The organism is Enemella evansiae (assembly GCF_004362375.1).
Taxonomy (GTDB): domain Bacteria; phylum Actinomycetota; class Actinomycetes; order Propionibacteriales; family Propionibacteriaceae; genus Enemella; species Enemella evansiae.
Genome location: NZ_SNXA01000008.1, coordinates 614,108 through 635,860 on the forward strand (window position 1 = coordinate 614,108; position 21,753 = coordinate 635,860).

The 21,753-nt window shown below is 68.6% G+C and carries 19 protein-coding genes; 5 read left to right on the forward strand and 14 right to left on the reverse strand.

Features of this window, described 5'->3' with window-relative positions:
• The first annotated feature begins 93 nt into the window (after positions 1-93).
• From C8D81_RS03525 to C8D81_RS03540, 4 genes are all read left to right on the forward strand, one after another.
• Positions 94-627: an FHA domain-containing protein gene (locus tag C8D81_RS03525; protein ID WP_133625563.1), complete on the forward strand. Its 534-nt coding sequence runs from the start codon at positions 94-96 to the stop codon at positions 625-627.
• The gene (gene ftsR / locus C8D81_RS03530) at positions 627-1,349 is read left to right on the forward strand and encodes a transcriptional regulator FtsR (RefSeq protein ID WP_133625564.1); all 723 of its coding nucleotides are present in this window, start codon (positions 627-629) and stop codon (positions 1,347-1,349) included. The genes C8D81_RS03525 and ftsR overlap by 1 nt, the downstream gene beginning before the upstream one ends.
• Positions 1,350-1,516: 167 nt before the next feature.
• Positions 1,517-2,002, forward strand: coding sequence for a bifunctional nuclease family protein (locus tag C8D81_RS03535; RefSeq protein ID WP_133625565.1), 486 nt, complete (start codon positions 1,517-1,519; stop codon positions 2,000-2,002).
• 315 nt (positions 2,003-2,317) lie between these two features.
• Positions 2,318-2,917 (forward strand): MerR family transcriptional regulator, encoded by a 600-nt coding sequence (locus C8D81_RS03540; RefSeq protein WP_133625566.1) that lies wholly within the window; start codon positions 2,318-2,320, stop codon positions 2,915-2,917.
• A 3-nt stretch (positions 2,918-2,920) separates the two neighbouring features.
• Here C8D81_RS03540 and C8D81_RS03545 read toward each other — a convergent pair whose 3' ends face one another.
• Genes C8D81_RS03545 through C8D81_RS03555 form a run of 3 tightly spaced genes read right to left on the reverse strand, consistent with a single transcriptional unit; the run spans position 2,921 to position 6,049 of the window.
• On the reverse strand, positions 2,921-3,865 hold the full coding sequence (locus C8D81_RS03545) for a carbohydrate ABC transporter permease (RefSeq protein ID WP_094429546.1): 945 nt from the start codon (positions 3,863-3,865) through the stop codon (positions 2,921-2,923).
• The gene (locus C8D81_RS03550) at positions 3,862-4,764 is read right to left on the reverse strand and encodes a carbohydrate ABC transporter permease (RefSeq protein WP_166646658.1); all 903 of its coding nucleotides are present in this window, start codon (positions 4,762-4,764) and stop codon (positions 3,862-3,864) included. The genes C8D81_RS03545 and C8D81_RS03550 overlap by 4 nt, the downstream gene beginning before the upstream one ends.
• Positions 4,757-6,049 carry an extracellular solute-binding protein gene (locus tag C8D81_RS03555; RefSeq protein WP_094429548.1) on the reverse strand — a complete coding sequence of 431 codons (1,293 nt, stop codon included), beginning with the start codon at positions 6,047-6,049 and terminating at the stop codon, positions 4,757-4,759. Before C8D81_RS03555 ends, C8D81_RS03550 begins: the two co-directional genes overlap by 8 nt.
• 195 nt (positions 6,050-6,244) lie before the next feature.
• On the opposite strand from C8D81_RS03555, the gene gcvP reads away from it, so the two are divergent.
• Positions 6,245-9,112: an aminomethyl-transferring glycine dehydrogenase gene (gene gcvP, locus C8D81_RS03560; RefSeq protein WP_094429549.1), complete on the forward strand. Its 2,868-nt coding sequence runs from the start codon at positions 6,245-6,247 to the stop codon at positions 9,110-9,112.
• Positions 9,113-9,122: 10 nt separating this feature from the next.
• Here the strand turns inward: gcvP and C8D81_RS03565 are convergent, their stop codons facing one another.
• The 11 genes from C8D81_RS03565 to C8D81_RS03615 all read right to left on the reverse strand — a co-directional run bounded on the left by C8D81_RS03565 (position 9,123) and on the right by C8D81_RS03615 (position 21,746).
• Positions 9,123-10,583: a M60 family metallopeptidase gene (locus C8D81_RS03565; RefSeq protein WP_094429550.1), complete on the reverse strand. Its 1,461-nt coding sequence runs from the start codon at positions 10,581-10,583 to the stop codon at positions 9,123-9,125.
• Between the two features lie 213 nt (positions 10,584-10,796).
• Positions 10,797-11,999 carry an endonuclease gene (locus C8D81_RS03570; RefSeq protein ID WP_133625567.1) on the reverse strand — a complete coding sequence of 401 codons (1,203 nt, stop codon included), beginning with the start codon at positions 11,997-11,999 and terminating at the stop codon, positions 10,797-10,799.
• 63 nt (positions 12,000-12,062) lie between these two features.
• Positions 12,063-13,049 (reverse strand): alpha/beta hydrolase, encoded by a 987-nt coding sequence (locus tag C8D81_RS03575; RefSeq protein WP_094429551.1) that lies wholly within the window; start codon positions 13,047-13,049, stop codon positions 12,063-12,065.
• Positions 13,046-13,618, reverse strand: coding sequence for a TetR/AcrR family transcriptional regulator (locus C8D81_RS03580; RefSeq protein WP_094429552.1), 573 nt, complete (start codon positions 13,616-13,618; stop codon positions 13,046-13,048). The genes C8D81_RS03575 and C8D81_RS03580 overlap by 4 nt, the downstream gene beginning before the upstream one ends.
• A gap of 59 nt (positions 13,619-13,677) precedes the next feature.
• Positions 13,678-14,061 carry a VOC family protein gene (locus tag C8D81_RS03585; protein WP_094358322.1) on the reverse strand — a complete coding sequence of 128 codons (384 nt, stop codon included), beginning with the start codon at positions 14,059-14,061 and terminating at the stop codon, positions 13,678-13,680.
• A 65-nt stretch (positions 14,062-14,126) separates the two neighbouring features.
• On the reverse strand, positions 14,127-15,776 hold the full coding sequence (locus C8D81_RS03590; RefSeq protein WP_133625568.1) for a dipeptide ABC transporter ATP-binding protein: 1,650 nt from the start codon (positions 15,774-15,776) through the stop codon (positions 14,127-14,129).
• On the reverse strand, positions 15,773-16,708 hold the full coding sequence (locus C8D81_RS03595) for an ABC transporter permease (RefSeq protein ID WP_094429554.1): 936 nt from the start codon (positions 16,706-16,708) through the stop codon (positions 15,773-15,775). Before C8D81_RS03595 ends, C8D81_RS03590 begins: the two co-directional genes overlap by 4 nt.
• 1 nt (position 16,709) lies before the next feature.
• On the reverse strand, positions 16,710-17,663 hold the full coding sequence (locus C8D81_RS03600) for an ABC transporter permease (protein ID WP_094358328.1): 954 nt from the start codon (positions 17,661-17,663) through the stop codon (positions 16,710-16,712).
• Positions 17,660-19,258: an ABC transporter substrate-binding protein gene (locus tag C8D81_RS03605; RefSeq protein ID WP_133625569.1), complete on the reverse strand. Its 1,599-nt coding sequence runs from the start codon at positions 19,256-19,258 to the stop codon at positions 17,660-17,662. Before C8D81_RS03605 ends, C8D81_RS03600 begins: the two co-directional genes overlap by 4 nt.
• 29 nt (positions 19,259-19,287) lie before the next feature.
• On the reverse strand, positions 19,288-20,235 hold the full coding sequence (locus C8D81_RS03610; protein WP_094429556.1) for a TauD/TfdA dioxygenase family protein: 948 nt from the start codon (positions 20,233-20,235) through the stop codon (positions 19,288-19,290).
• A gap of 482 nt (positions 20,236-20,717) precedes the next feature.
• Complete coding sequence (locus tag C8D81_RS03615; protein ID WP_208109087.1) at positions 20,718-21,746, reverse strand: ABC transporter substrate-binding protein; 1,029 nt, start codon at positions 21,744-21,746, stop codon at positions 20,718-20,720.
• Between the last annotated feature and the right edge of the window lie 7 nt (positions 21,747-21,753).

Consider the following 21,753-nt stretch of genomic DNA (forward strand, 5'->3'; position numbering starts at 1 on the left):
GCGGGCGGGGCTTCCGCCGCCGCTCACCGACTACCCCCTAGACTTGCTCAACCAGGGTGGGAAATCCACCCCCGGAACCCGGAGGCGACCCGAATGCCTTATTGCACCAAGTGCGGACACAACAATCCCGAGGGCAGCAATTACTGCAGCCAGTGCGGGGAGCCGCAGGTGCGCACCGAGCATATTCGGGTCGAGCTCGATCAGACCGCCGCCGGCAGCGACACCACCAAGGTGATCCCCTCGGTGGGGGAGGAGAACCCCGCCGCCGGTGAGCTGTCCGCCGAGGACGAGGCCGCGGTCGGTTCGCTGCCCGAGGGCCACGCGCTGCTGATCGTGAATCGCGGACCGTCCGCGGGAGCCCGGTTCCTGCTCGATTCCGACGAGGCGACCGCGGGGCGGCACCCGGATTCGGACATCTTCCTCGACGACATCACCGTCTCCCGGCACCACGTCCGCTTCACCCGGACCGACGAGGGCACCACTGTCGCCGACGTCGGCAGCCTTAACGGCACCTATGTGAACCGCACCCTGATCGACGGCGAGGTGCTGCTGAAGCCGGGCGATGAGGTCCAGATCGGCAAGTTCCGCATGGTCTACTTCGCGAAGCCGGCGCGCGCATCGGACTGATGGCCCCGGGAATGCGCAGTATCGGGCAGGTCCTGACCATCCTCAAGACCGAGTTCCCGGACATCTCCATCTCGAAGATCAGGTTCCTGGAGAGCGAGGGCCTGGTCTCCCCGGAGCGCGCCCCATCCGGTTACCGACGGTACGCCGACACCGACGTCGAGCGGCTGCGCTACATCCTGTCGGTGCAGAAGAACCACTACCTGCCGCTGAAGGTGATCCGCGAGCACCTGGACATGATGGATCGCGGGATGGCGCCGCCCCGGCTGGAGTCGCCGCGACCCACCGTCGCCACGGAGCAGGGGAACGACGGTACCCCCGGTGCGGCGGCCCCGGCGGTGCAGCCGCCCCGGCCGCCGGCGGGTCAACCGCCCCGGCCCCTGCGGATGTCCCGGCGGGAACTGTTGGAGGCCAGCGGGCTGACCGAGCCCGCGCTGGTCGAGCTGGAGAAGGAACACATCATCACGCCCCGGCGCGGTACCACCTTCTACAACCGCGACGCCGTGACGATCGCGATCGCCGCCCGCCGGCTCGCCGAGTTCGGCATCGACGCCCGGCACCTGCGCCAGGTGAAGAGCTTCGCCGGGCGCGAGTACGGGCTGATCGAGCAGGCCGTCGCCCCCTTCCAGCGCCGGGCCGGGGCGAACCGTAACGTCGCCCGGGACGCCACCCAGCTGATGATCCACGTGCACGCCGCGATGATGCGGATCGCCGCCGACCGCTGAACCGGGGGAGGCCCGAGGCCGGGGTCACGCGAATGATCATGAAATATTCGTACTTATATTCGGATAGTGCAGCCGAGGGTCCGAATTTTCCATGGTCATTTCTCGCCCCCGGGTCCGGAGTCGGTCGGGGGCGGGCGCTCCGTCGACACGACGAGTAGTCTTGAACCATGCGGGAACTCGATCTCATGGGCGTACGGGTGGAGATGCCCTCAAACATCCCGATGGTGCTGCTGCGAGAGGTCGGCGGGCACCGCTACCTGCCGATCTGGATCGGTGCCAACGAGGCGTCCTCGATCGCCGGGGCGCAGGAGGGCCTGGTGCCGCCGCGGCCGCTGACCCACGATCTGATGCTCGATGTGCTGAACGCGCTCGGCCACCGGCTCACCGAGGTGCACATCACCGAACTGGAGGAGGGCATCTTCCGGGCGAACCTGATCATCGACGGTGTCGAGATCTCGTCCCGGCCCTCGGATGCGATCGCGCTGGCGGTCCGCAACGGCGCCGAGATCCTCTGTGCCGAGGACGTCCTGGACGCCGCCGGCATCGACGTCCCCGAGGAGGAGGACGACGACGAGGTGGAGAAGTTCCGCGAGTTCCTCGACCACGTCAACCCCGACGACTTCGTCACCGGCGACGAGCCGCCGGAGAACTGAGCCACCGGCGATGACCGGGCACCGGGCGGACGGCAAACCTAAAGTGGCACTCGACCCGTGCCGCGAGCCGGCCCGGGGCACCACCGGGGCCCGGCGTACCGCACCGAAAGCCCTAGTCAGCGCGAGATTGCCGAGAAGGTCTCGGGCAGGCAACGGTTTCACCCGGGCCCGCGACACCGGTGCGGTGTCGTTGACCGGCGCTGCGCCGGGGCCTAGCGTGCTGGTTAATCCCAACCGGGTAATACCTCCGATGGAGTTTGCACCCGGCCGATTGAGCGGCCAGCCCCTGGCCGACTTCCCCCTGAGTGAGGAACAGTGAACAGCAGCCGCGAGGTGCAGCCGGAGAAGCAGCCGCAGGTCGAACAAGACCTGCTCTTCGACGGTGACTTCTCGCCGGTCCCCGAGGACGTGGGCTTCCGCGGACCGGTCGCCGGCAACGCGGCCGGGATCACCTACCGGCAGCTGGACTACTGGGCGCGTACCGGCCTGGTCACCCCCACCATCCGCGACGCCACCGGCTCGGGCAACCCCCGGCTCTACTCCTTCCGCGACATCCTGATCCTCAAGGTGATCAAGCGGCTGATCGACGCCGGCATCTCGCTGCAGCAGATCCGCAAGGCGATCGAGCACCTGCGCGCCCGCGGCATCAACGACCTCACCGAGGTCACCCTGATGAGCGACGGTGTCTCGGTCTTCGAATGCACCACCGACAACGAGGTCATCGACCTGCTGCGCGGCGGCCAGGGCATGTTCGGCATCGCGCTCGGCTCGGTCTGGAAGGACCTCGAGGGCAGCCTGCTCGAGCTGCCCGCCGAGCGCAGCGAGGCAGCCGCCGCCGTGGACGAGGAGCCCGGGCAGCCGGCCCTGCTCGACGACGAGCTCTCCCGCCGGCGCCGCGCCCGCGACGCCGGCTGAGTCTCAGCCCTTCACCGACCCGGCGGCCATCCCCTGCACGATCAGCCGCTGGAAGATCAGCACCAGGATCAGCGGCGGCAGCACCGCGAGTACGCCGGCGGCGGACATCAGCGTGAACGAGGTGTTCAGATCGGTGGCGAAGTTCGCCGCCACCACCGGCATCGTCTTCGCCGCCCGGGTCGAGGTCATGAACAGCGCGAACATGAACTCACTCCACGCGGTCATGAACGAGAACACCGCGGCCGCCACCAGACCCGGTGCCGAGACCGGCAGCAACACGTGCCAGACGGTCTGCAACCAGTTCGCCCGATCGACCCGGGCCGCCTCCTCGAGTTCCCGCGGTACGGTCCGGAAGAAGTCCTTGAGCACCCACACCGTCACCGGAAGCGTGAACGTCAGATAGGACAGGATCAGCGCCCCGTAGGTGTTCAGCAGCCCGGCCTGTTTCATCATCAGATAGAAGGGGATGATGATCGCCACACTGGGCACCATCCGGGTCATCAGATAGCCGATCAGCAGCGCCTTGGAACCGCGGAACTCCAGCCGCGCGAAGGCGTACCCGGCCGGCACCGAGATCACCAGATTGAGCAGCGCCGTCGCCAGCGCCACGATCATCGAATTCCTCAGTGCGAAAGGGGTTTCCTCGACCGCGCGGCCACCGACCAGGCTCTGGTTGCCCTGCGGGTCGATGAAGCTCAGGTAGTTGCTCAGCGTCGGATTCTGCGGAATCCAGTGCGGCGGCACGGCGATCGCCTCCGCCTCGGTCATGAAGCTCATCGCCACGATCCAGTAGAACGGCAGGATGAACCAGGCCGCGAACAGCAACGCCAGCACCCACAGCAGGATCCGCTGGCCCAGACCGCGCCGCCGGCGCCGCGGAGTCGGGGCACCCGACCGGGGTCCCGCGGGTGGCGTGCCGGTGGACGGGGTGGAGGTGGCGGTGCTCATGACTCGAAGTTCCCCCGTCGATAGAGGATGCCGACATAGATCACCGAGATGACCAGGGTGAAGATGGTGATCATCCAGGAGTACGCGCTGCCCATCCCGAAATCGGTGTAGAAGAGCGCGGTGCGCACGTTCAGCACCGCGATCACCTCGGTGGCGTTGCCCGGTCCGCCACCGGTCAGCACATAGATCGTGTCGAAGGCCCGGAAGGAGTTCATCGTCTCCAGGATCAGCACGATCAGCAGCGGATGCAGCAGCCACGGCAGGGTGATGTTGGTGAACCGGCTGACCACCCCGGCACCATCCACCGCGGCCGAGTCGTGCAGCTCCTTCGGAATCGTGGAAAGCCCAGCCAGCAACAGAATCGTGGCGAACGGCATCGTGTTCCAGACCTGCGCCAGCGCGGTGAACCAGAACGCGCTGACCGGGGAGGAGAGCCACGCCTGATAGGTGTCGATGATGCCGAGCTGGGTGAGCAGGCCGTTCAGGGCGCCGGTCTTGGCGTCGAAGATGGTTCGCCACATCAGCCCGTTGACCACCCCGGGCATCGCCCACGGCAGCAGCGCCAGCGAACGCAGCACCCCGCGCCCGGGGAAGCTCTGGTGCAGCACGATCGCCAGCGTCAAGGCCAGCACCACCGTGGCCGCCACGACCACCACCACGAACGCCCCGGTCACCGCCAGCGAGTGCAGGAACGCCGGGTCCTGCCACAGCGAGACATAGTTCTCCAGCCCGATGAAGCGGATCGCCCGCGGCCGCCGGACGTTGTAGCGGTGCAGGCTGACCCAGAACGAATAACCGATCGGGTACGCCACCAGCAGCGCCAGGATGACGATCATCGGCAGGTTCAGCAGCCAGGCCCGGCGGGTGCTCGACCGGGTGGCGGTGACGACCTCAGGCATAGCGCTGCACCAGGGTCTGCGCGGTCTCATCGAGCTGGCGGCAGGCGTCGGCGGGGGACACCTGGCCGATCAACACCTCCTGGGTGCGCCGCTGCAGCGCCGCCTCGAACTCGGCGTACCAGGGCACCGCGGTGATGCTGCGCGGCCGGGCCGCATCGGCCAGCTCGGCGTACACCACCGGATCGATCCACTTGGCCAGGTCGGCCTGGATCTGCGGGTCACCCGCCAGTTCCCGGAACGGATAGCCCAGCCCCTGCTGGTCGAACCAGAACTTCGCGGTGTAGGGATAGTTCTCATCGCCGAAGCCGCCGAGATAGTTCAGCAGCGTCATCGCCTGGTCGCGGAGCTCGGTATCGGCCTTGATCACATACATCCGGGTGCTGCCCGCGGTGCCCCGGGTGTCCGGATTCAGCCCCGGGATCAGCGCCGCGGCCAGATTGCCGGCCTCCTTGGACTTCTTCGGATCGTTGTACTTCCGCAGCGAATAGCGGGCGCCGAACATGAACGCGTACTGGCCGGCCATCATCGCGTTGTCCAACGGGATCGCACCGGTCTGCACGGCGGCCGGGTCGACGACCTGATTGCGCGAGGCCTGCTGCAGCCACTCCAGGATCCCCGGCAGCGGGGAGGACGGTGCGGCCACCGCCGGGGCCAGCTCCGGGGTGAAGATGTCGGCCTCGTTGGCGTACACCAGCGACCACCACCAGCTCCACGCGGTGTCCTGCAGCTGGGCGCTGATCCCCACCGGCGAACGCATCCCGGTCCGGTCCCGGATGGTCAGGCACTGCGCCTCCAGCTCCTCGAGGCTGCGCGGGGGCGCCTTGATCCCGGCCTGGTCGAGCATCCGGCGGTTGTAGGTCAGGCAGGTGCTGTCGGTGTAGTAGGGCACCCCCCAGCGCCTGCCGGCATAGCTCATCGCCTGGGCGTTGACCGGATAGATCGCCTCGTAGATCCGGTCGACCCCCGGCAGTCCGTCGATCGGCTGCAACCATTCGGCCTCGACGGCGCTGGCCAAGTAGTCGTCGTACATGTACATGGCGTCCGGGCCGGAGCCACCCATGAACTCCGCGGTGATCTTCTGGATGAACTGGGCGCTGGTGATCGGGGTGTACTCGACCCTGATCTGCGGATTCCGCTGCATGAACCGGGCCAGATTCTGCTCCACCAACTGTGGTTCGAAATCCCAGCCCTCGAAGCGCAGGGCGCCGCTGTCGCTCGCGGTGCACCCCGACAGCGTCGCCGCGGCCGTGCCCCCGGCCAGGGCGAGGAAGGTGCGTCGTCGCATCGGGGTCTCCCTCTCTCGGGGGCCCTGAATCTAGAGCCGTTGTCGACAAGCCGTCAACGGTTCTGAGATGGGTGCGGCACCGTGCGCCCCCTGGCGGGGTGCCCGCATCGCGAGACGGCACTAGGATCGCGGATGGAGCAGGACGAGGGCGCTCGAGAGGCGGGCGCACCGGGAAGCCTGCGAGGAGTACGCCTGATGTCCGACCCCCAGCCCGCCGGATTCGCCGCCCGCCACATCGGCCCGGACGCCGCCGAGACCGCCCGGATGCTGGAGTCGCTCGGCCTCGGGTCGCTCGATGAGTTGATCGAACGCGCCGTCCCGGCCGCCATCCGCTCCGCGGAGCTGCCCGAGCTGCCGGAGCCGGTCAGCGAGCAGGCCGTCGAGGACGCGCTGGCCGGGCTGGCCGCGTTGAACAATCCGCTCACCGCGATGATCGGCCTCGGCTACCACGGCACGATCACCCCCGCGGTGATCCGCCGCAACGTGTTGGAGGATCCGGCCTGGTACACCGCGTACACCCCCTATCAGCCGGAGATCTCCCAGGGTCGGCTGGAGGCGCTGCTGAACTTCCAGACCGTGGTCTCCGACCTCACCGGGCTGACCGTGGCCGGCGCCTCGCTGCTGGATGAGGGCACCGCCGTCGCCGAGGCGGTGATGATGGCCCGCCGCGCCACCCGCAAGGGCGATGTGGTGCTGCTCGATGCCGACACGCTGCCGCAGACCGTCGAGGTGGTCCGTACCCGGGCCCGCGCGATGGGCTTCGAGGTCGTGGTGGCCGAGGGTGACCTGGTCACCGCACTGCAGACCCATGAGGCGTTCGCGGTCGTCGTGCAGACCCCCGGTGCCTCCGGGCGGCTCGCCCCGGTGGCCGAGCTCGCGGCGATCGCGGACAAGGCGCACGAGAACAATGCACTGGTGATCGCCGCGGTCGACCTGCTCGCCCAGACGATCACCGAGGCGCCGGCGAGCTGGGGTGCCGATATCGCTGTCGGCTCCTCCCAGCGCTTCGGCGTGCCGCTGTTCTACGGCGGGCCGCATGCCGGCTTCATCGCCGTCGGCACCCAGCTGCAGCGCAACCTGCCGGGCCGGCTGGTCGGGGTCTCCAAGGACGCCGACGGCACGGCGGCGTACCGGCTCGCCCTGCAGACCCGCGAGCAGCACATCCGCCGCGAGAAGGCGACCTCCAACATCTGCACCGCGCAGGTGCTGCTCGCCGTCGTCGCCGGCATGTACGCCTGCTACCACGGCCCCGCGGGGCTCACCCGGATCGCCGAGCAGGTGTCCCGCAACGCCCGCCGGATCGCCGCCGCGGCCACCGCGACCGGTGCCGAGCTGGTGCACGACACCTTCTTCGACACCGTGCAGCTCCGCGTCCCCGGCCGGGCCGCGGAGATCGTCGACACCGCGCGCGAGGGCGGCGTGCACCTGCGACTGGTGGACGCCGACACCGTCGGTATCGCGGTCGGTGAGGACGCCACCGAGGCCGACCTGGCCGCCGTCGCCGAGGCCCTCGGCGGCACGTTGTCCGACAGCGAACAGGGGGACCTGGCCGGTCGCTCGCGCGAGCAGGACTTCCTCACCCACCCGGTGTTCAACACCTACCATTCGGAGACCGAGATGCTGCGCTACCTGCGCGCGCTCTCGGACCGCGACTTCGCGCTGGACCGCGGGATGATCCCGCTGGGTTCCTGCACGATGAAGCTGAACGCGACCGCCGAGCTGGAGCCGATCTCCTACGACGGCTTCGCCAACCTGCACCCCTTCGCACCGGTCGACGATGCCGCCGGCTATCTCGAGCTGATCGGCTCCCTGCAGGACTGGCTGGCCGCGATCACCGGGTACGCCAGGGTCTCCATCCAGCCCAACGCCGGTTCCCAGGGCGAGTTCGCCGGGTTGATGGCCATCCGCGCCTACCATCGCGCCAACGGCGACGACCAGCGCATCGTCTGCCTGATCCCGTCCTCGGCGCACGGCACCAACGCGGCCTCGGCGGCGATGGCCGGGATGAAGGTGGCCGTGGTCAAGTCCGATGAACACGGGTCGGTCGATCTGGAGGACCTGCGGGTCAAGATCGATCAGCACCGCGACCAGCTCGCCGCGATCATGATCACCTATCCCTCCACCCACGGTGTCTACGAGCGGACCGTCACCGAGTTGTGCGAGCTGGTGCACGAGGCCGGCGGTCAGGTCTACATCGACGGTGCCAACCTGAACGCCCTGTGCGGGGTCGCCCAGCCCGGACAGTTCGGTGGCGATGTCTCGCATCTCAACCTGCACAAGACTTTCTGCATCCCGCACGGCGGCGGTGGGCCCGGTGTCGGACCCGTCGCGGTGGCCGAGCATCTGGTACCGCATCTGCCCAGTCACCCGCTGCTGCCCGAGGCGGGCCCGGACACCGGGGTGGGCCCGATCTCGGCCAGTCCGTTCGGCTCGGCCGGCATCCTGCCGATCTCCTGGGCCTACATCGCGATGATGGGGGCGGCGGGGTTGCGACAGGCGACCCAGCACGCGGTGCTGGCCGCGAACTATGTCGCGCATCGACTGACCGAGCACTATCCGGTGCTGTACGCCGGTGACGGCGGCCTGGTCGCCCACGAGTGCATCCTGGATCTGCGACCGCTCACCAAACGGACCGGGATCACCGTCGACGATGTCGCCAAGCGGCTGATCGACTACGGCTTCCACGCCCCGACGATGAGCTTCCCGGTGGCCGGCACCCTGATGGTCGAGCCGACCGAATCGGAGAGCCTGGATGAGCTGGATCGCTTCTGTGACGCGATGATCGCGATCCGCCGCGAGATCGACCAGGTCGCCGCGGGGGAGTGGCCGGCCGATGACAACCCGCTGGCGAACGCGCCGCACCCGCTGCTCCGGGTGACCGCCGACGAGTGGACCCATCCCTACTCGCGGACGATCGCCGGTTACCCGGCGGGTCGGCATGCCGGCCCGATCGAGGCTATCGGCCACGACAAGTACTGGCCGGCGGTCTCCCGGATCGACGGTGCCTACGGCGACCGGAACCTGATCTGCTCCTGCCCGCCGCCGGAGGCCTTCGAGGACTGATCCCGCTGCGTCAGCGAAGACCGTTCGCGGTGCGCAGTTGCGGTGACGCGAGGATCCGGCTGGTCAGCCGGGCGCCCTGCTCATCGCGGATCGTGCTCGGGTCCACCGACGGTTGCGGAAGACCCAGGGCGGTCACCCGGTTCCGGGTGTCGGCCGTCATCGGCATCCCCCACCGGTCGAAGAACTGCAGCAGGTTCGCACCGGCGGCCTTCGAATAGTAGAAGACGAGCTGACCGAGTCGGTACGCCTCGTCGTCGTAGGCACCGGGATCGGGCCGCTCATCCCGGATCAGCTTGTGCACCTTCGGCTGGAAGTCGTCCCCGAAGGCCAGGCGCAACTGCTCGAACATGACGACCTTCTCGAAGGCGGTGAAGGTGGTGAAGAAGTCCACCCCCGGCGATCCGATCTTCGGGAAGGCCCGCTCCCATTCGCTCTGCCCGTCGGCCTGCGGTGAATGCAGCCGCGGCAGCTGCCCGTACTTGACGGCGAAGGCCGCATTCACTGCCAGGGCGTAGATGTTCACCGTGACCTCGGTCAGCGACGACGGCTTGTAGACCGTCTGCTGATGCTGGTGCCCGAGCTCGTGGTAGAGGCCCCAGCCGCGCATCCGCACCCCCTCGACGGTGAGCAACCGGTCCTGGATCGGGGTGGGGAAGGACATGTGACCGTGGGTGGCGTACGCCCCGACACCGGCGATGCCACCGGGGAAGGTGATGAAGTGATACTTGTGCGCCAACCGGGCGTGGGTGGGCGTCGTGCCGTCCATGCCGGCCACGGCATCCTCGATGCCGATGATCTCCTCGTAGAGGCTCATCAGTTCGTTGTGGTCCTCACCGCGGTACTGCGTCATCGACTCGCGGTGCACGGTGAGCATGGCGTGGGCACTCACCAGTTCGACGAACGGCGTCGGGCGAGAGTCGAGCTGGCGCTGGAACTCCAGCTCATTGGTTTCGCCGTAGACGAAGTACGGCATGGGTTGGGCGGTCTCGCCCAGGGTGGCGCGCAGGTAGCCCTGCGACCCGATCACCTTCCAGTAGAGGACCCCGCCGATCGGGTCGGTGATCTTCTGTGATCCGGTACGCAGGGGGTAGCTGCGCGGCGCGCGCTTGCTCGGATCCGGATGGGTGTCCGGGGCGCCGACGACCAGTTCACAGCGTTCGGCGGTGGCGGCGGCCACGGTCACCCGGAGTTCGGTGTTCGGTGGCAGGTAGTAACCGGTGGAGCGCAGATCGCTCGCCGTCAGCACCTGGAAGGTTCGATCCTGCTCGGTGGGCCGGGCCGCGATGCAGGCGGTGGTCAGCTGGGTGCGTTGCTGGGTGACCGCGGCCGCCGGTCGGGTGCCGGCGAGCGCGCCGCCGAGACCCAGGGCGCCGGCGGCCCCGAGGGCCGCCGCGCCGCCCAGCAGGGTGCGACGGCTCAGACCCGCACGGTCGGATGGATGGGGTTCGTTGCAGAGGTTCGACGTCGACATTGAGTCTTCCACTCCTCGTCATTGGGGGTGGACTGAATGTAAACGCATACTGTGTTGATCGGCAAGAGCTCTGCGGAAAATCTCAACAACAATTGCGATATCGGGCGGACTACCCCCAGTGGGTCACTCCTCGCTCATCGATCAAGAGTAAGCGATTACTACCGTTCGGGCGGTGAGCGGGTTCGGCGGTGCGCCCGCTGAGTTGCGGGTGGGTCAACCCCAGATCGCGCGGGCGAACTGCGGGTTGTCGATGAACGGGTTCCGATTGCCCTGCCACTTGGTGAAGATGACCTCGTTGCGGCGACGTTCGGTCTCGGAGACCGGGTCCTGGTCGTTCCACTGCAGCAGCACCGACAACTTGCCCATCTCGGGTGCGGTCCCGGTGCCGACGCGATCGACGGCCTCCAGATCGGGCCTGCCGTCCCCGCCCTCGTAGCGCACGTCCATGTAGAGGATCATCCGGGCCACATCGCCCTTCACCTCATCACGCGGTTCGAACGAGTCCGCATCGGTGCGGTTCGCCGGTGCCTCGGTGAGCGGGTCGCCACCCAGGTCGAAATCCTTGTTGCTGCGGGTGGAGTTCACCGTCACGTCGGTGGCGCGCAGATGGTGCAGATCGGTACCCGGTCCGTTGGCCGTGCCGAAGTCACCGTGCGACTTGGCCCAGACGTGCTCGCGGTTCCAGTCATCGACATCACCGCCGCGCTCGGACTTCGCCTGGGACCGTCCGGTGTAGAGCAGGATGACGTTGTTCGGATTGGCCGGATCCTCATCGGTGTCGGCGATTCCGTCCCACACCTGGTCATAGGACAGCACCGTCTGGCGGCTGATGATCTGGTTCAGCTTCTGCTTCAGCGGCTCGCCGGTCAGGCCGGCCGTGCCGGCGTAATAGCCGGTCGGATCCGGCCCCGGGGTGGCGGTGCTGGTGGGGGTGGGCTTCGGCGTCGGGGAGCTGGTCGGGGTGGCCGTGGGCGAACCGGTGGGTGTCGGCGTACCGGATCCGGTGGCGAACGCGGTCGGTGATTTCAGTCCCGGATGGGAGAAGTACGCCTGCAGGGTGCCGGTGACCCTGATCCGGGTGCCGAGGAGTTCGGGATTGGACTTCAGTCCCCACTGGGCGCGGTAGGCGGCGGTGACCTGGACGAACAGCATCTTCGATGGGTTGGTCTCGGTCGCGGAGTCGGCCAGTGCCAGGGAGTAGTTGTCACCGGCGGTCCGGGTGATCGTGTCGCTGCCGGTCGGCTGGCCGACCACGTAACCGGTGACCTGGGCCGTGCCGGTGTTGTCGGCCATCGCGCCGGCGACGTCGACGGTCCGGGTGGCCGCCCGTGCCGGCAGGGTGCCGATCGCGACGGTCAGGGTCAGGAGTGCGGTGAGCAGAATCGTCGTACGGGCGAGGAAATTCCTGCTGTGCATGATGTGAGCCTCGGGGTGGGGGGATGGGCCACCGCCGAGGCTAGCCAGCCGCCGCGTGCTCCGTCAGCGCCGCCCGGGCCGGAAGGTTCCGCTGACGAACTCGTGGGCCACGTCCTGCAACTGCCGCAGCCCGGGCTGCTCCAGCGGATAGTGTCCGGCACCATCCAGCAGCACGGTGTGCACCGGCACCTGGGTGATCGCCGACAGCACCGGTTCGCTCAGCTCCAGCGGCGACCAGCGATCCGCCGCCGGCTGGGTGAGCAGCACCGGGCAGCGGTCGAAGTCGGCCGGTTCGAGGGCCGGCTGGTAGGTGAGATAGCTGTTCAGGAAACGCAAGGACACCTTGTTGGCCGCGGAGGTCTCATCGGCCATGAAGACCTGCATGGGGCCCGGGTCGTTGGCCAGGGCGCTCATCTTCGCCGCCCAACTCATTGGGATCCGGCGCGTGCCCAACGGGCTCGCCGCGATCGGGGCGAGCAGACCGGCGGTCGCACCGACCAACGGTGTGCGCGCGGTCTCCCGGCGTACCCGGGGGTCGCGCTGGTCGAGGAAGGTCATCCCGATGATCCCGCCCAGGGTGCCGCGCTCGAACCGCGCGGCGACCTGGTAGGTGAGCATGCCGCCGGCGGAGAGGCCGTAGAGGAAGATGGGCCGGTCATCGCGGTCCAGCTCGGCGGTGACGAAGTCGACCATCAACTCGACCCAGTCGGCATAGCTGATCGGGTCCCGGGGATCGACGGGGGTCAGGCCGTATCCGAGATTGTCGATCGCGACCGTCTCGATCCCGCGCTCGGCCAGCGGCCGGCCGAGGATCAGCGACAGCTGCCGGCCGTTGGTGCCGACTCCGTGGTGCAGGATCACCTTCACCGGCGAGTCCGGGCGGGCATAACGCTCCAGGTGCACCTGGTGGCCCTGCCACTGCCAGAACTCCTCGGTGGGCGCGGTCTGTTCGTCGATCCGGTACTCGGCCGGCAGGAACTGCTGCAGTTCCTGCCAGGCTCGCTGGTCGCGGTAGTAGCGGTTGGGGCCGGGTTCGGTCACGGTCGTCATGGTCGAGCTCCTTGGTCGATCGGGTCGGCGCGTTCTCCGATCACCAGTCGCACCGCCGACGCCAACCGCGCATGGGTGGTCGCCGGGTCGGCCAGGTCGGATTCCAGGCCGCGGGCGTAGGTGAGCAGAACGTCGACAAGGCCGGGGATGTCGGGATTCCCCGTGGGGGTGAGGATTCCGGTGAGCAGGTCGCCGAGGCCGCCGACGAACTCCTGGACGGCATCGGCCTGGCGCACCGAGGTACCGGCAAGGAACTCCTCGGCGTGCCGGGGGCTGTCGGCCTTGAGCCGCAGGGCCAGATCGATCTTGGTGCCGAGTACGCCGCAGACCCGGTCCGCGATGCCGGTCTCGGCACTCGCCGCCGTCCGGGCCAGGGCCAGCTGATGTTCGAGGATTCGCTGTATCAACAGGGTTTCGGCCTGTTCCTTGCCGCCGACATGCCGATAGATCGTCGGTCGGGACAGGCCCGCCTCCTGGGCGATCTCGGTGACCGAGGTGGCGGCGAAGCCATGGGTGCAGAAGCAGCGGTACGCCGCCCTCAGCACCTCCTCGATGTTCGCCTCGCGCATGGATACACAGTAACGAAAAGTGTCAAAGTGTAAAAATCACCGCGAACCCGGCCCGGCGGTCACAGTTCGGTGCCGAGCACCCAGAGGTGTCCGAACGGATCGCGTACCCGGCCTTCGCGGCGGCCGTAGGGGCGGTCCTCGATCGGGATCACGATCTCGGCCCCACCGGTCACCATCCGCGCGGCGGTGGCGTCCGGATCGGGCACGGTGAGCAGGATCAGCACCGGGGACCCGCCGGTCGAACCCGGATCCTGCCAGCCCCACTCGGCGACGCTCTGCCCGAGCGCGAAACCGCCGCCCTCGAGCTCCAGCTCGGCGTGCACCACCACACCCCGGTCGTCGGCCATCCGGAACGTGAGGTCGGCGTCGAATGCCTTGGTGTAGAAGGTGATCGCCGCGTCGGGGTCGTCGAGCAGCAGCTTGGGTGTCAGTCGCAGATCCATGCTCCGAGCCTGCCGGACCCGGGGCGTCCGGTCTTGAAGGTTTGGGCACTCCCGGATCGATCGAGTCAGGCGGTACGCCGCAGCCGCGAGCGCTGGGCGATCGGGTCGGGCAGCGGCACCGCATCGAGCAGTGCGCGGGTGTAGGGCTGCTCGGGACGCGTCAGCACCCGGCGAGCCGGGCCGTGTTCCACGACCGAACCGCCGCGGAGCACCAGCACCTCGTCGCTGACCTCACCGACGACCGCCAGGTCGTGGCTGATGAACAGGCAGGCGAAGCCCATTTCCTGCTGCAGCCGTTGGAAAAGGGCGAGCACCGAGGCCTGCACGGTCGCATCGAGAGCGCTGGTCGGTTCGTCGGCGATGAGCAGTTCCGGGCCCAGGGCCAACGCGCGGGCCAGGGCGACCCGCTGCCGTTGACCACCGGACAACTCGTGCGGCCGCCGGGCCGCGAAGGCCGCGGGCAGGCTCACCTGCTCCAGCAGTTCCGCGACCCGTTTCCGGGCCGCCCGCGGCGGCAGAGCCCGATGCACCTGGATCGGTTCGGCGATGCTGTCACCGACGCTGAGCAGCGGATCCAGGGTGCTCGCCGGATCCTGATGCACCACACCGATGCGGCGCAACAGGCCCCGCCTGGTCGCCCCGGTCGTGCGGGCGAGGTCGGTCCCGGTCACCAGCACCTGACCGGCCGCCACCGGGATCGCTCCCAGCGCCGCCCGAGCCAGGGTGGTCTTGCCCGATCCGGACTCGCCGACCACGCCCAGCACCCGACCCCGGGGCACGGTGAGGCTCACCCCGGACACCGCGCGGACCGGCGTATGCCCCCAGCGGCCGGTGTGGTCGATGCTCACCTCCCGGTACGCCAGGATCGGGGTCTCGGTGTCGGTCGGCTCGGTCACGGATTCGGCCGGCCCCTGGTCGACCGGCAGCCGCGGTACCGCCGACAGCAGGGAGCGGGTGTAACCGTGCTCGGGTGACTCGAACAGCGGGACCACCGCACCGGTCTCGACCAGCTGCCCGGACCGCAGCACCAGCACCCGATCGGCCAGCTCGGCGACGACCCCCATGTTGTGGGTGATCAGCAGCACCCCGGTGTCCAGTCGATCCCGCAACTCTGCCAACAGGGCAAGGATTTCCGCCTGCACGGTGACATCGAGCGCGGTGGTCGGCTCGTCGGCGATCAGCACCGCGGGGTCACCGGCCAGGGCCAGGGCGATCACCACCCGCTGCTTCTGGCCACCGGAGAGCTGGTGCGGATATGCCGCGGCCAGTCGTGCGGGTTCGGGCAGGCCGACGGTCTCCAGCAGCTCGCTCGCCCGGTGTGACGCGGCCCGGCGACCCACCGGTCGATGGGCGCGGATCGCCTCGGTGAGTTGCCACCCGATGGTGCGGACCGGGTTGAGCGCGGTCTGTGGCTCCTGGAAGATCATCGCGACCCGTCGCCCCCGCACGGCCCGCCAGTCGACCCCGGACCCGGCCAGCAGCTCCATCGCGGGTTCGTCATCGGCGGCGAGCTCGATCGAACCGGTGGCGCGGGCGCTGCTCGGCAGCAGTCCCAGGATCGCCTGCCCGGTGATGGTCTTGCCCGATCCGGATTCACCGACCATCGCCAGCACCTCGCCGCGGGCGAGGCCGAAGCTCACCCCGTCGACGGCAGCGGTATCGCTGTCACCGAAGCGGATCCGCAGATCGCGGACCCGCAGCACCTCCGCGCTCACCGGGTGATCCGTCCGGTGCCGACGAGCGCCTGGGCGAGCAGCTGGAGGGCGAGCACGAGCACCACGACGACGGCGAGCGGGCCGACGGCGTACGCCGGATTGAAGCTGACGTAGTTGATGCCGTCGGCGATCAGACTGCCGAGCGAGGGCTGCGGCGGGCGTACCCCGATCCCCAGGAAACTCATCGCACTCTCCACGAAGACGGCCAACGACAACGAGATCGCCAACTGCACCCCGAGCGGCTGGGACGCGTTCGGCAACACATGGCGACGCAGCACCCAACCGGAGCCCGCGCCGATCGACCGCGATGCGTCCACATAGGCCAGCGCGGAGACCCGGAGGATCGAGGCCCGCAGCAGACGAGCGAAGATCGGGGTCTCCACCACCGCGATCACCACGATCACCGTCCAGGTGCCGGGGCCGATCACCGCGGTGAGACCGATCGCGAAGATCAGCGTCGGGAATGCCAGCAACACATCGAAGAATCGCTGCAGGGCGATGTCCACCGCACCGACCAGGGTGCCCGCCAGGGCGAGCAGGGTGCCGAGGACCGCCCCGATCGGGACCGCGACGAAGACGATCAGCAGATCGGTGCGCAACCCGTGGAGGGTGCGGGAGAAGACATCCCGGTTCACCTGGTCGGTGCCGAGCAGATGGGCCGGGTTCGGGCCGAGCAGGTTGGCGCGCGGGAGCTGCTGGGTGGGTGAGTAGGGGGCCAGCACCGGTGCCAGCAGCGCCACCGCGATCAACGAGGTCAGCAGCACCAGGCCGAGCAGCCCGCGGCCGGACAGCCACGCGGTTCGCCAGCGGTGCGCCGCGGTCACCGGGCGGGTCACCTCGGCTCCCGCGTCGGCCGCAGGGGTCAGCTCGGGTCGGCCGGTGGTGACGGCGAGATCGACCGGTTCGTCGCGGGTGGTGGTGTCGATGGTCATTTCAGGCTCCGATCCGGATCCGCGGATCCAGGTAGGCGTGCAACAGGTCGGTGGCCAGCTGGATGACCACGAAGAGTGCCACCGAGAGCAGCAGCAGGACCTGCACGACGGGGTAGTCGCGTCGGTCGATCGCCTGGGCGGCGAGCTGGCCCAGACCGGGCCAACTGAAGATCGCCTCCACCAGCACGGCGCCACCCAGCAGGGCGCCGGCCTGCAGGCCGAGGGCGGTGAGATAGGTGGGCAGGGCGGCCGGCAGGGCATGGGCGAGCAGGATCCGGCGTTCCGGAACGCCGGCGGCCCGTGCGGTCATCACATGGGGCGCGGAAAGCTCGCTGCGCAAGGATTCGGCGAGGAAGCGGGCCAGGCTCGCCGAGCTGGGCAGGGCCAGGCAGACCGCCGGCAGCAGCAGGTATTGGGCTGCGATGTCGGGTTCGGCGAGAAAGCCGTTCGGCGGTACGCCACCCGAGGGCAGGATCGGCAGCCAGACCCCGAAGACCAGCACCAGCAGTACGCCGGTGACGAAGGTCGGCAGGGCGACCGCCAGGGTGTTGCTGGCGGTGAGGAGGGCCTCCAGGAAGCGCGACCGGGAGCCGACCCAGAGCAGTGCGGTGGCCAGGCTGAGCAGCACCGCGAGCAGGATCGCCGCACCGGAGAGCACCAGGGTGTTCGCCAACCCGCTGAGCACCAGCTCGCTGATCGAACCACCAATCAGATACGAGCGGCCCAGATCGAAGCGGAGCAGATTGCCCACCCAGACCAGGTACTGCTCGGGGACCGACAGATCCAGACCGAGACTGTGCCGGATGGCGGCGACGGCCTCGGGGGTGGCGTCCGGACCGGCGAGGGTGGTGGCCGGATCGCCGGGTACCAGCCGCAGGATGCCGAAGATCAGCATCGAGGCCAGCACCAGGACCAGCAGCGCGGACGGCAGCCGCCGCAGCAGGTATCGGGTCATGGTCGGTCTCCTGTCAACCAGGCATCGGTGAGCAGCACCTCGGACCGCTTCGTCCACCCGGTCCCCTGGAGCCGGGTGGAGCGGGCCCACTGGGGCAGCGCGATCGCGATCTCGGACAGGAACAGTGAGTCGAGCAGGTTGTCCGAGACCTTCGCGTACGCCTGCCGCGCCTGCGGTGAGTCACCGTCGGGGATCGACCAGGCGGCGTCCGCGGCGGCGATGTAGCGCTCCGAGGTGAACTGCGATGCGTTCTTGTGTGCATTGAACGGATAGGCGCTGACCGTCAGCGTGGACGGGGTGTACTGCGCCCAGGAGTGGATGGCCAGCCACAGCCCGGGGAACTTCGCCCCGATCAGCTGTTTGGCGAACTGGGAGTTGTCGATGGGCTGCAGTTCCACCGCGATGCCGACCTCGGCCAGATCGGCCTGGATGATCGCCGCGGTGGGATCGAGCAGCGGCTGCGGACTGGTGTAGGTGAACGGGATCGTCGGCAGCGTACCGACCTGCGCCACCAACTCCTTGGCCCTGGCGAGATCTCGTGTGTAGGTGGAATTCCGGGCCGCGTCGAAGGCGGGGGAATAGCGCGGCCAGGGCAGGTTGATCGGGTATCCGACCCCGCGCAGCACCTCCGCCACGATCCGGTCGCGATCCAGGGCGTACGCGATGGCCTGGCGCACCCGCGGATCGTCCAGGGGTTTCGCCCGGACGTTGGAACCGACGTAGAGCTGCTTCTCCGCACCGGTCAACTGCAGATCGGCGAACCCGGACCGGCTGGTGACGGTGGCGGTGTCCAGATAGCTGAGCCCCTCGGCGAAATCGATCTGACCCGAGCGCAGGGCCGACAGCAACGCCTTCGCATCGGGAATCACCGTCACCTCGACGGCATCGGCATAGGGCCGGCCGGGCACCCAGTAGTCGGGGTTGCGTTCGAAACTGAGCCGGGAGTTGGGCGTCCAACCCGTCACCCGGAACGGGCCGGTGCCGATGAACCGGCTGCCGTTGCGCAGGTCGCCGAGAGTCTCGGAGTCGACGATCGGGACGGTGTCCAGCAGATCGAAGATGTTGCCCAACGGGTGGGCGAAACCGAGCACGATCCGATACGGGTCGGTGGTGTCGAAGCTGGTCACCGCCGCCGCGGTGCTCTTCAGCTGCGCGGTCCACAGCGGGTCGGCGTAGGTCCGGATCGAGAACTCCACATCCTTCGCGGTGAACGGCCGACCGGAGTGGAAGCGGACGTCGTCGCGGAGGTCGAGGGTGAGGCTGCGGCCGTCGTCGGCGAGCTGCCAGGACGTCGCCAGCCACGGGGTCGGGGTGATCGAGTCGGCGCGGTAGCGGATCAGGGTGTCGAAGGCGAGCCCGATCAGGACGGTGATGCCCTCGGTGGTGTTGGTGAAGAAGTTGCCGGGGATCAGGTCGGTGGTGATCCCGGCGTTGATGGTGCCGCCGCGGACCGGTCGACCGGCCTCACCGGTCGGCCCTGCGGCGCGGCTGACTGCCGAGCGGCAGCCGGCCGCGCCGAGCACGGCGAGTGCGGCACCGCCGCCGGCCGCGGTCTGCAGCAATCGGCGTCGGCTCAGTGGCGGGTTCGCGGTCATCGGCCGTTCTTTCCTTGTGGGGTTGGGAATCAGTCGACGGGGTCGACGGGGGAGAAGGCGGAGGCGTCGCCCTGGCGGGGTGTGGACCGGACGCCGTCGATGCTCACCGGGACGTCGCCGGCGACCGTGATCCGGTGCAGCACCCGGTGCTGGTCGCCATAGTCGGCGACCCCGTAGTGCTGGGTGGCGCGGTTGTCCCAGACGGCGATGTCGCCATCGGACCAGTTCCAGCGGACGGTGTTCTCCAGCCGGGTGATGTGGTGTTGCAGCAGATCGAAGATCGCCTTGGAGTCGTTCGAGCTGAGCCCGACGATCCGCTTGATGAAGTGGCCGGCCAGCAGGGCCCGCTCACCGGTCTCGGGGTGGACGCGGACCAGCGGGTGCTCGGTCTCGAAGACCTGGGAGCGGAACTCCTCGCGATACGCCTGCTCGCGCACGTCGACGCCACCGATGCGGCGTTCGTCGCGGTCGGCCACGTAGTCGTAGAGGTTGGTGTGCACCGCCCAGAGCCGGTCGGCCAGTGCCCGCAGGGCCGGGTGCAGCCGCTGGTAGGCGGTGACGGTGTTGGCCCAGACGGTGGTGCCGCCCCACTGGGGCAGTTGCACCGCGCGCAGGATGCTGATCGCGGGGATGCGGTCCACGAAGGTGACATCGGTGTGCCAGCTGTTCGCCTTGCCGTGTTCGGAGTTGATCTGCAGCACCGAGTGCTCGCGGCCGCGGACGGTCGGATGGGGTGAGGTCGGAGTACCGAGCCGCTCGGCGAACTCGTACTGCTCGGCGTCGGTGACGTGCTGCTGGCCGGGGAAGAAGATCACCTTGTGCTCCAGCAGGGCCCGGCGGATCGTGTCGACGGCGTCGGGGGAGAGGTCGTCGCCGATCCGGACCCCGTGGATCCGGGCGCCGATGGAGTCGGTCACCTTCTCGACGGTGATCTCGGTCGTTTCGGTGCGGGTGTTGTTGTTCTCGATGATGGTCATCTGCTGTTTCCTTCGAATTCGATTTGATTTCGGGCAGGGTGGAACCGGCTTCTGGGGTGGAAAGCGCGATCGGGTACGCGAAATTGCCCGGTCGGGGCGAAATGCGCGTCACGAACCGGTCACCGGTGATATCTGATGATGGACCCGCGCCGACTCAGGTGCGGACGGTGCGGCCGGGCGGTCGAACGGGCGCCGGCCCGGGCGGGAAATGGTCGCGGGTCAGCGACCGCACATACACATGCACCAACAACGAGGCATGGCGAGCTGGATCAGCCAGCGGGCGGGATGCGTCGCGTTGAACATGGCCGAAACTCTAAACAGGTCGGCGCGAGTGGTGCAAAAGGCTGTCCATTACGTGAGACAATGGAGCCATTGGTCCACGCAATGGTGCAGATTCCATCCATCGAACCAAAAGGCCACCCATCGATTGCCGCAGCAATCAATGGGTGGCCGGAAGGATCGATGGATCGCGAATCGGGCGATCAGCTGGCGCCGACGAACCCCTGCAGGTCGGCGAGGATCGCCTGCGCACCGGTCGGGCCGAGCCCGAGGAACCAGGTGTCGTCGCTGACGCGATGGGCCCGGCCCTGCTGCACCGCGGGCAGCGCCTTCCAGCCGGCGCCCTCGATGGTTGCGGTCTCACCGGTGGCACCCGGATCGCCGTAGCTGCTCCAGAAGACCAGATCGGCATCGGCCTGGCTGATGTTCTCCGGGGAGATCTCGACCGCGAGCTCGTCGACGTTCTGGTTCTCCGGGCGCTGGAAACCGGCATCGGCCAGGATCACGCCGATGAGCGACTTGTTGGCGTACAGACGCAACTTGCCGGGCATGAACCGCACCAGCGAGACCTTGGGCGGATTCGCACCCACCTTGGTCTTCAGGGCCGCGGCCGCATCGTCATAGGACTTCATCACCGCATCGCCCCTGGTCTCCTCGCCGAGCGCATCCGCGGCGAGCCGGAAGTTCTCCTTCCAGGTGTAACCGGGGCGCACGCTGAAGACGGTGGGCGCGATCTGGGAAAGCTGCGGATAGAGCTTGTCGTGGCGCAGCTTGCTGCTCAGGATCAGATCGGGCTTGAGTGCCGCGATCGCCTCCAGGTTGAGGTTGTTCATCTCCCCGACCCGTCGGGCATCGATCACCTGCGGCGCGAGATAGCTCGGCACCGGGTTGGCCCCCTCGTTGGTGGACAGGCCGACCGGGATCACGCCGAGGCTGACCGCGGCGTCCAGCTCACCGGTGTCCAGCACCACGACCCGCTGCGGCTTCTGCTTGATCTCGGTGGTGCCGTTCGCGTGCTTGATCGTCCGCGGGAAGACCCCCGGTGCCGCGTCCGAACCCATGGCCGCGGTCTGCTGTTCGGCACTGCCGAAGCCCTTGCCGCCAGTCGCCACCTCGGTATTGCCCGCCCCACCGGAGGGCCGGGCCTCGCCGGCGGCGCAACCGGTCAGCCAGAGCATCAGCACGGCGAGCAGGACGGGTACGCTGCGGCGCGTCACAGATCGAAGAGACATGAAGGGA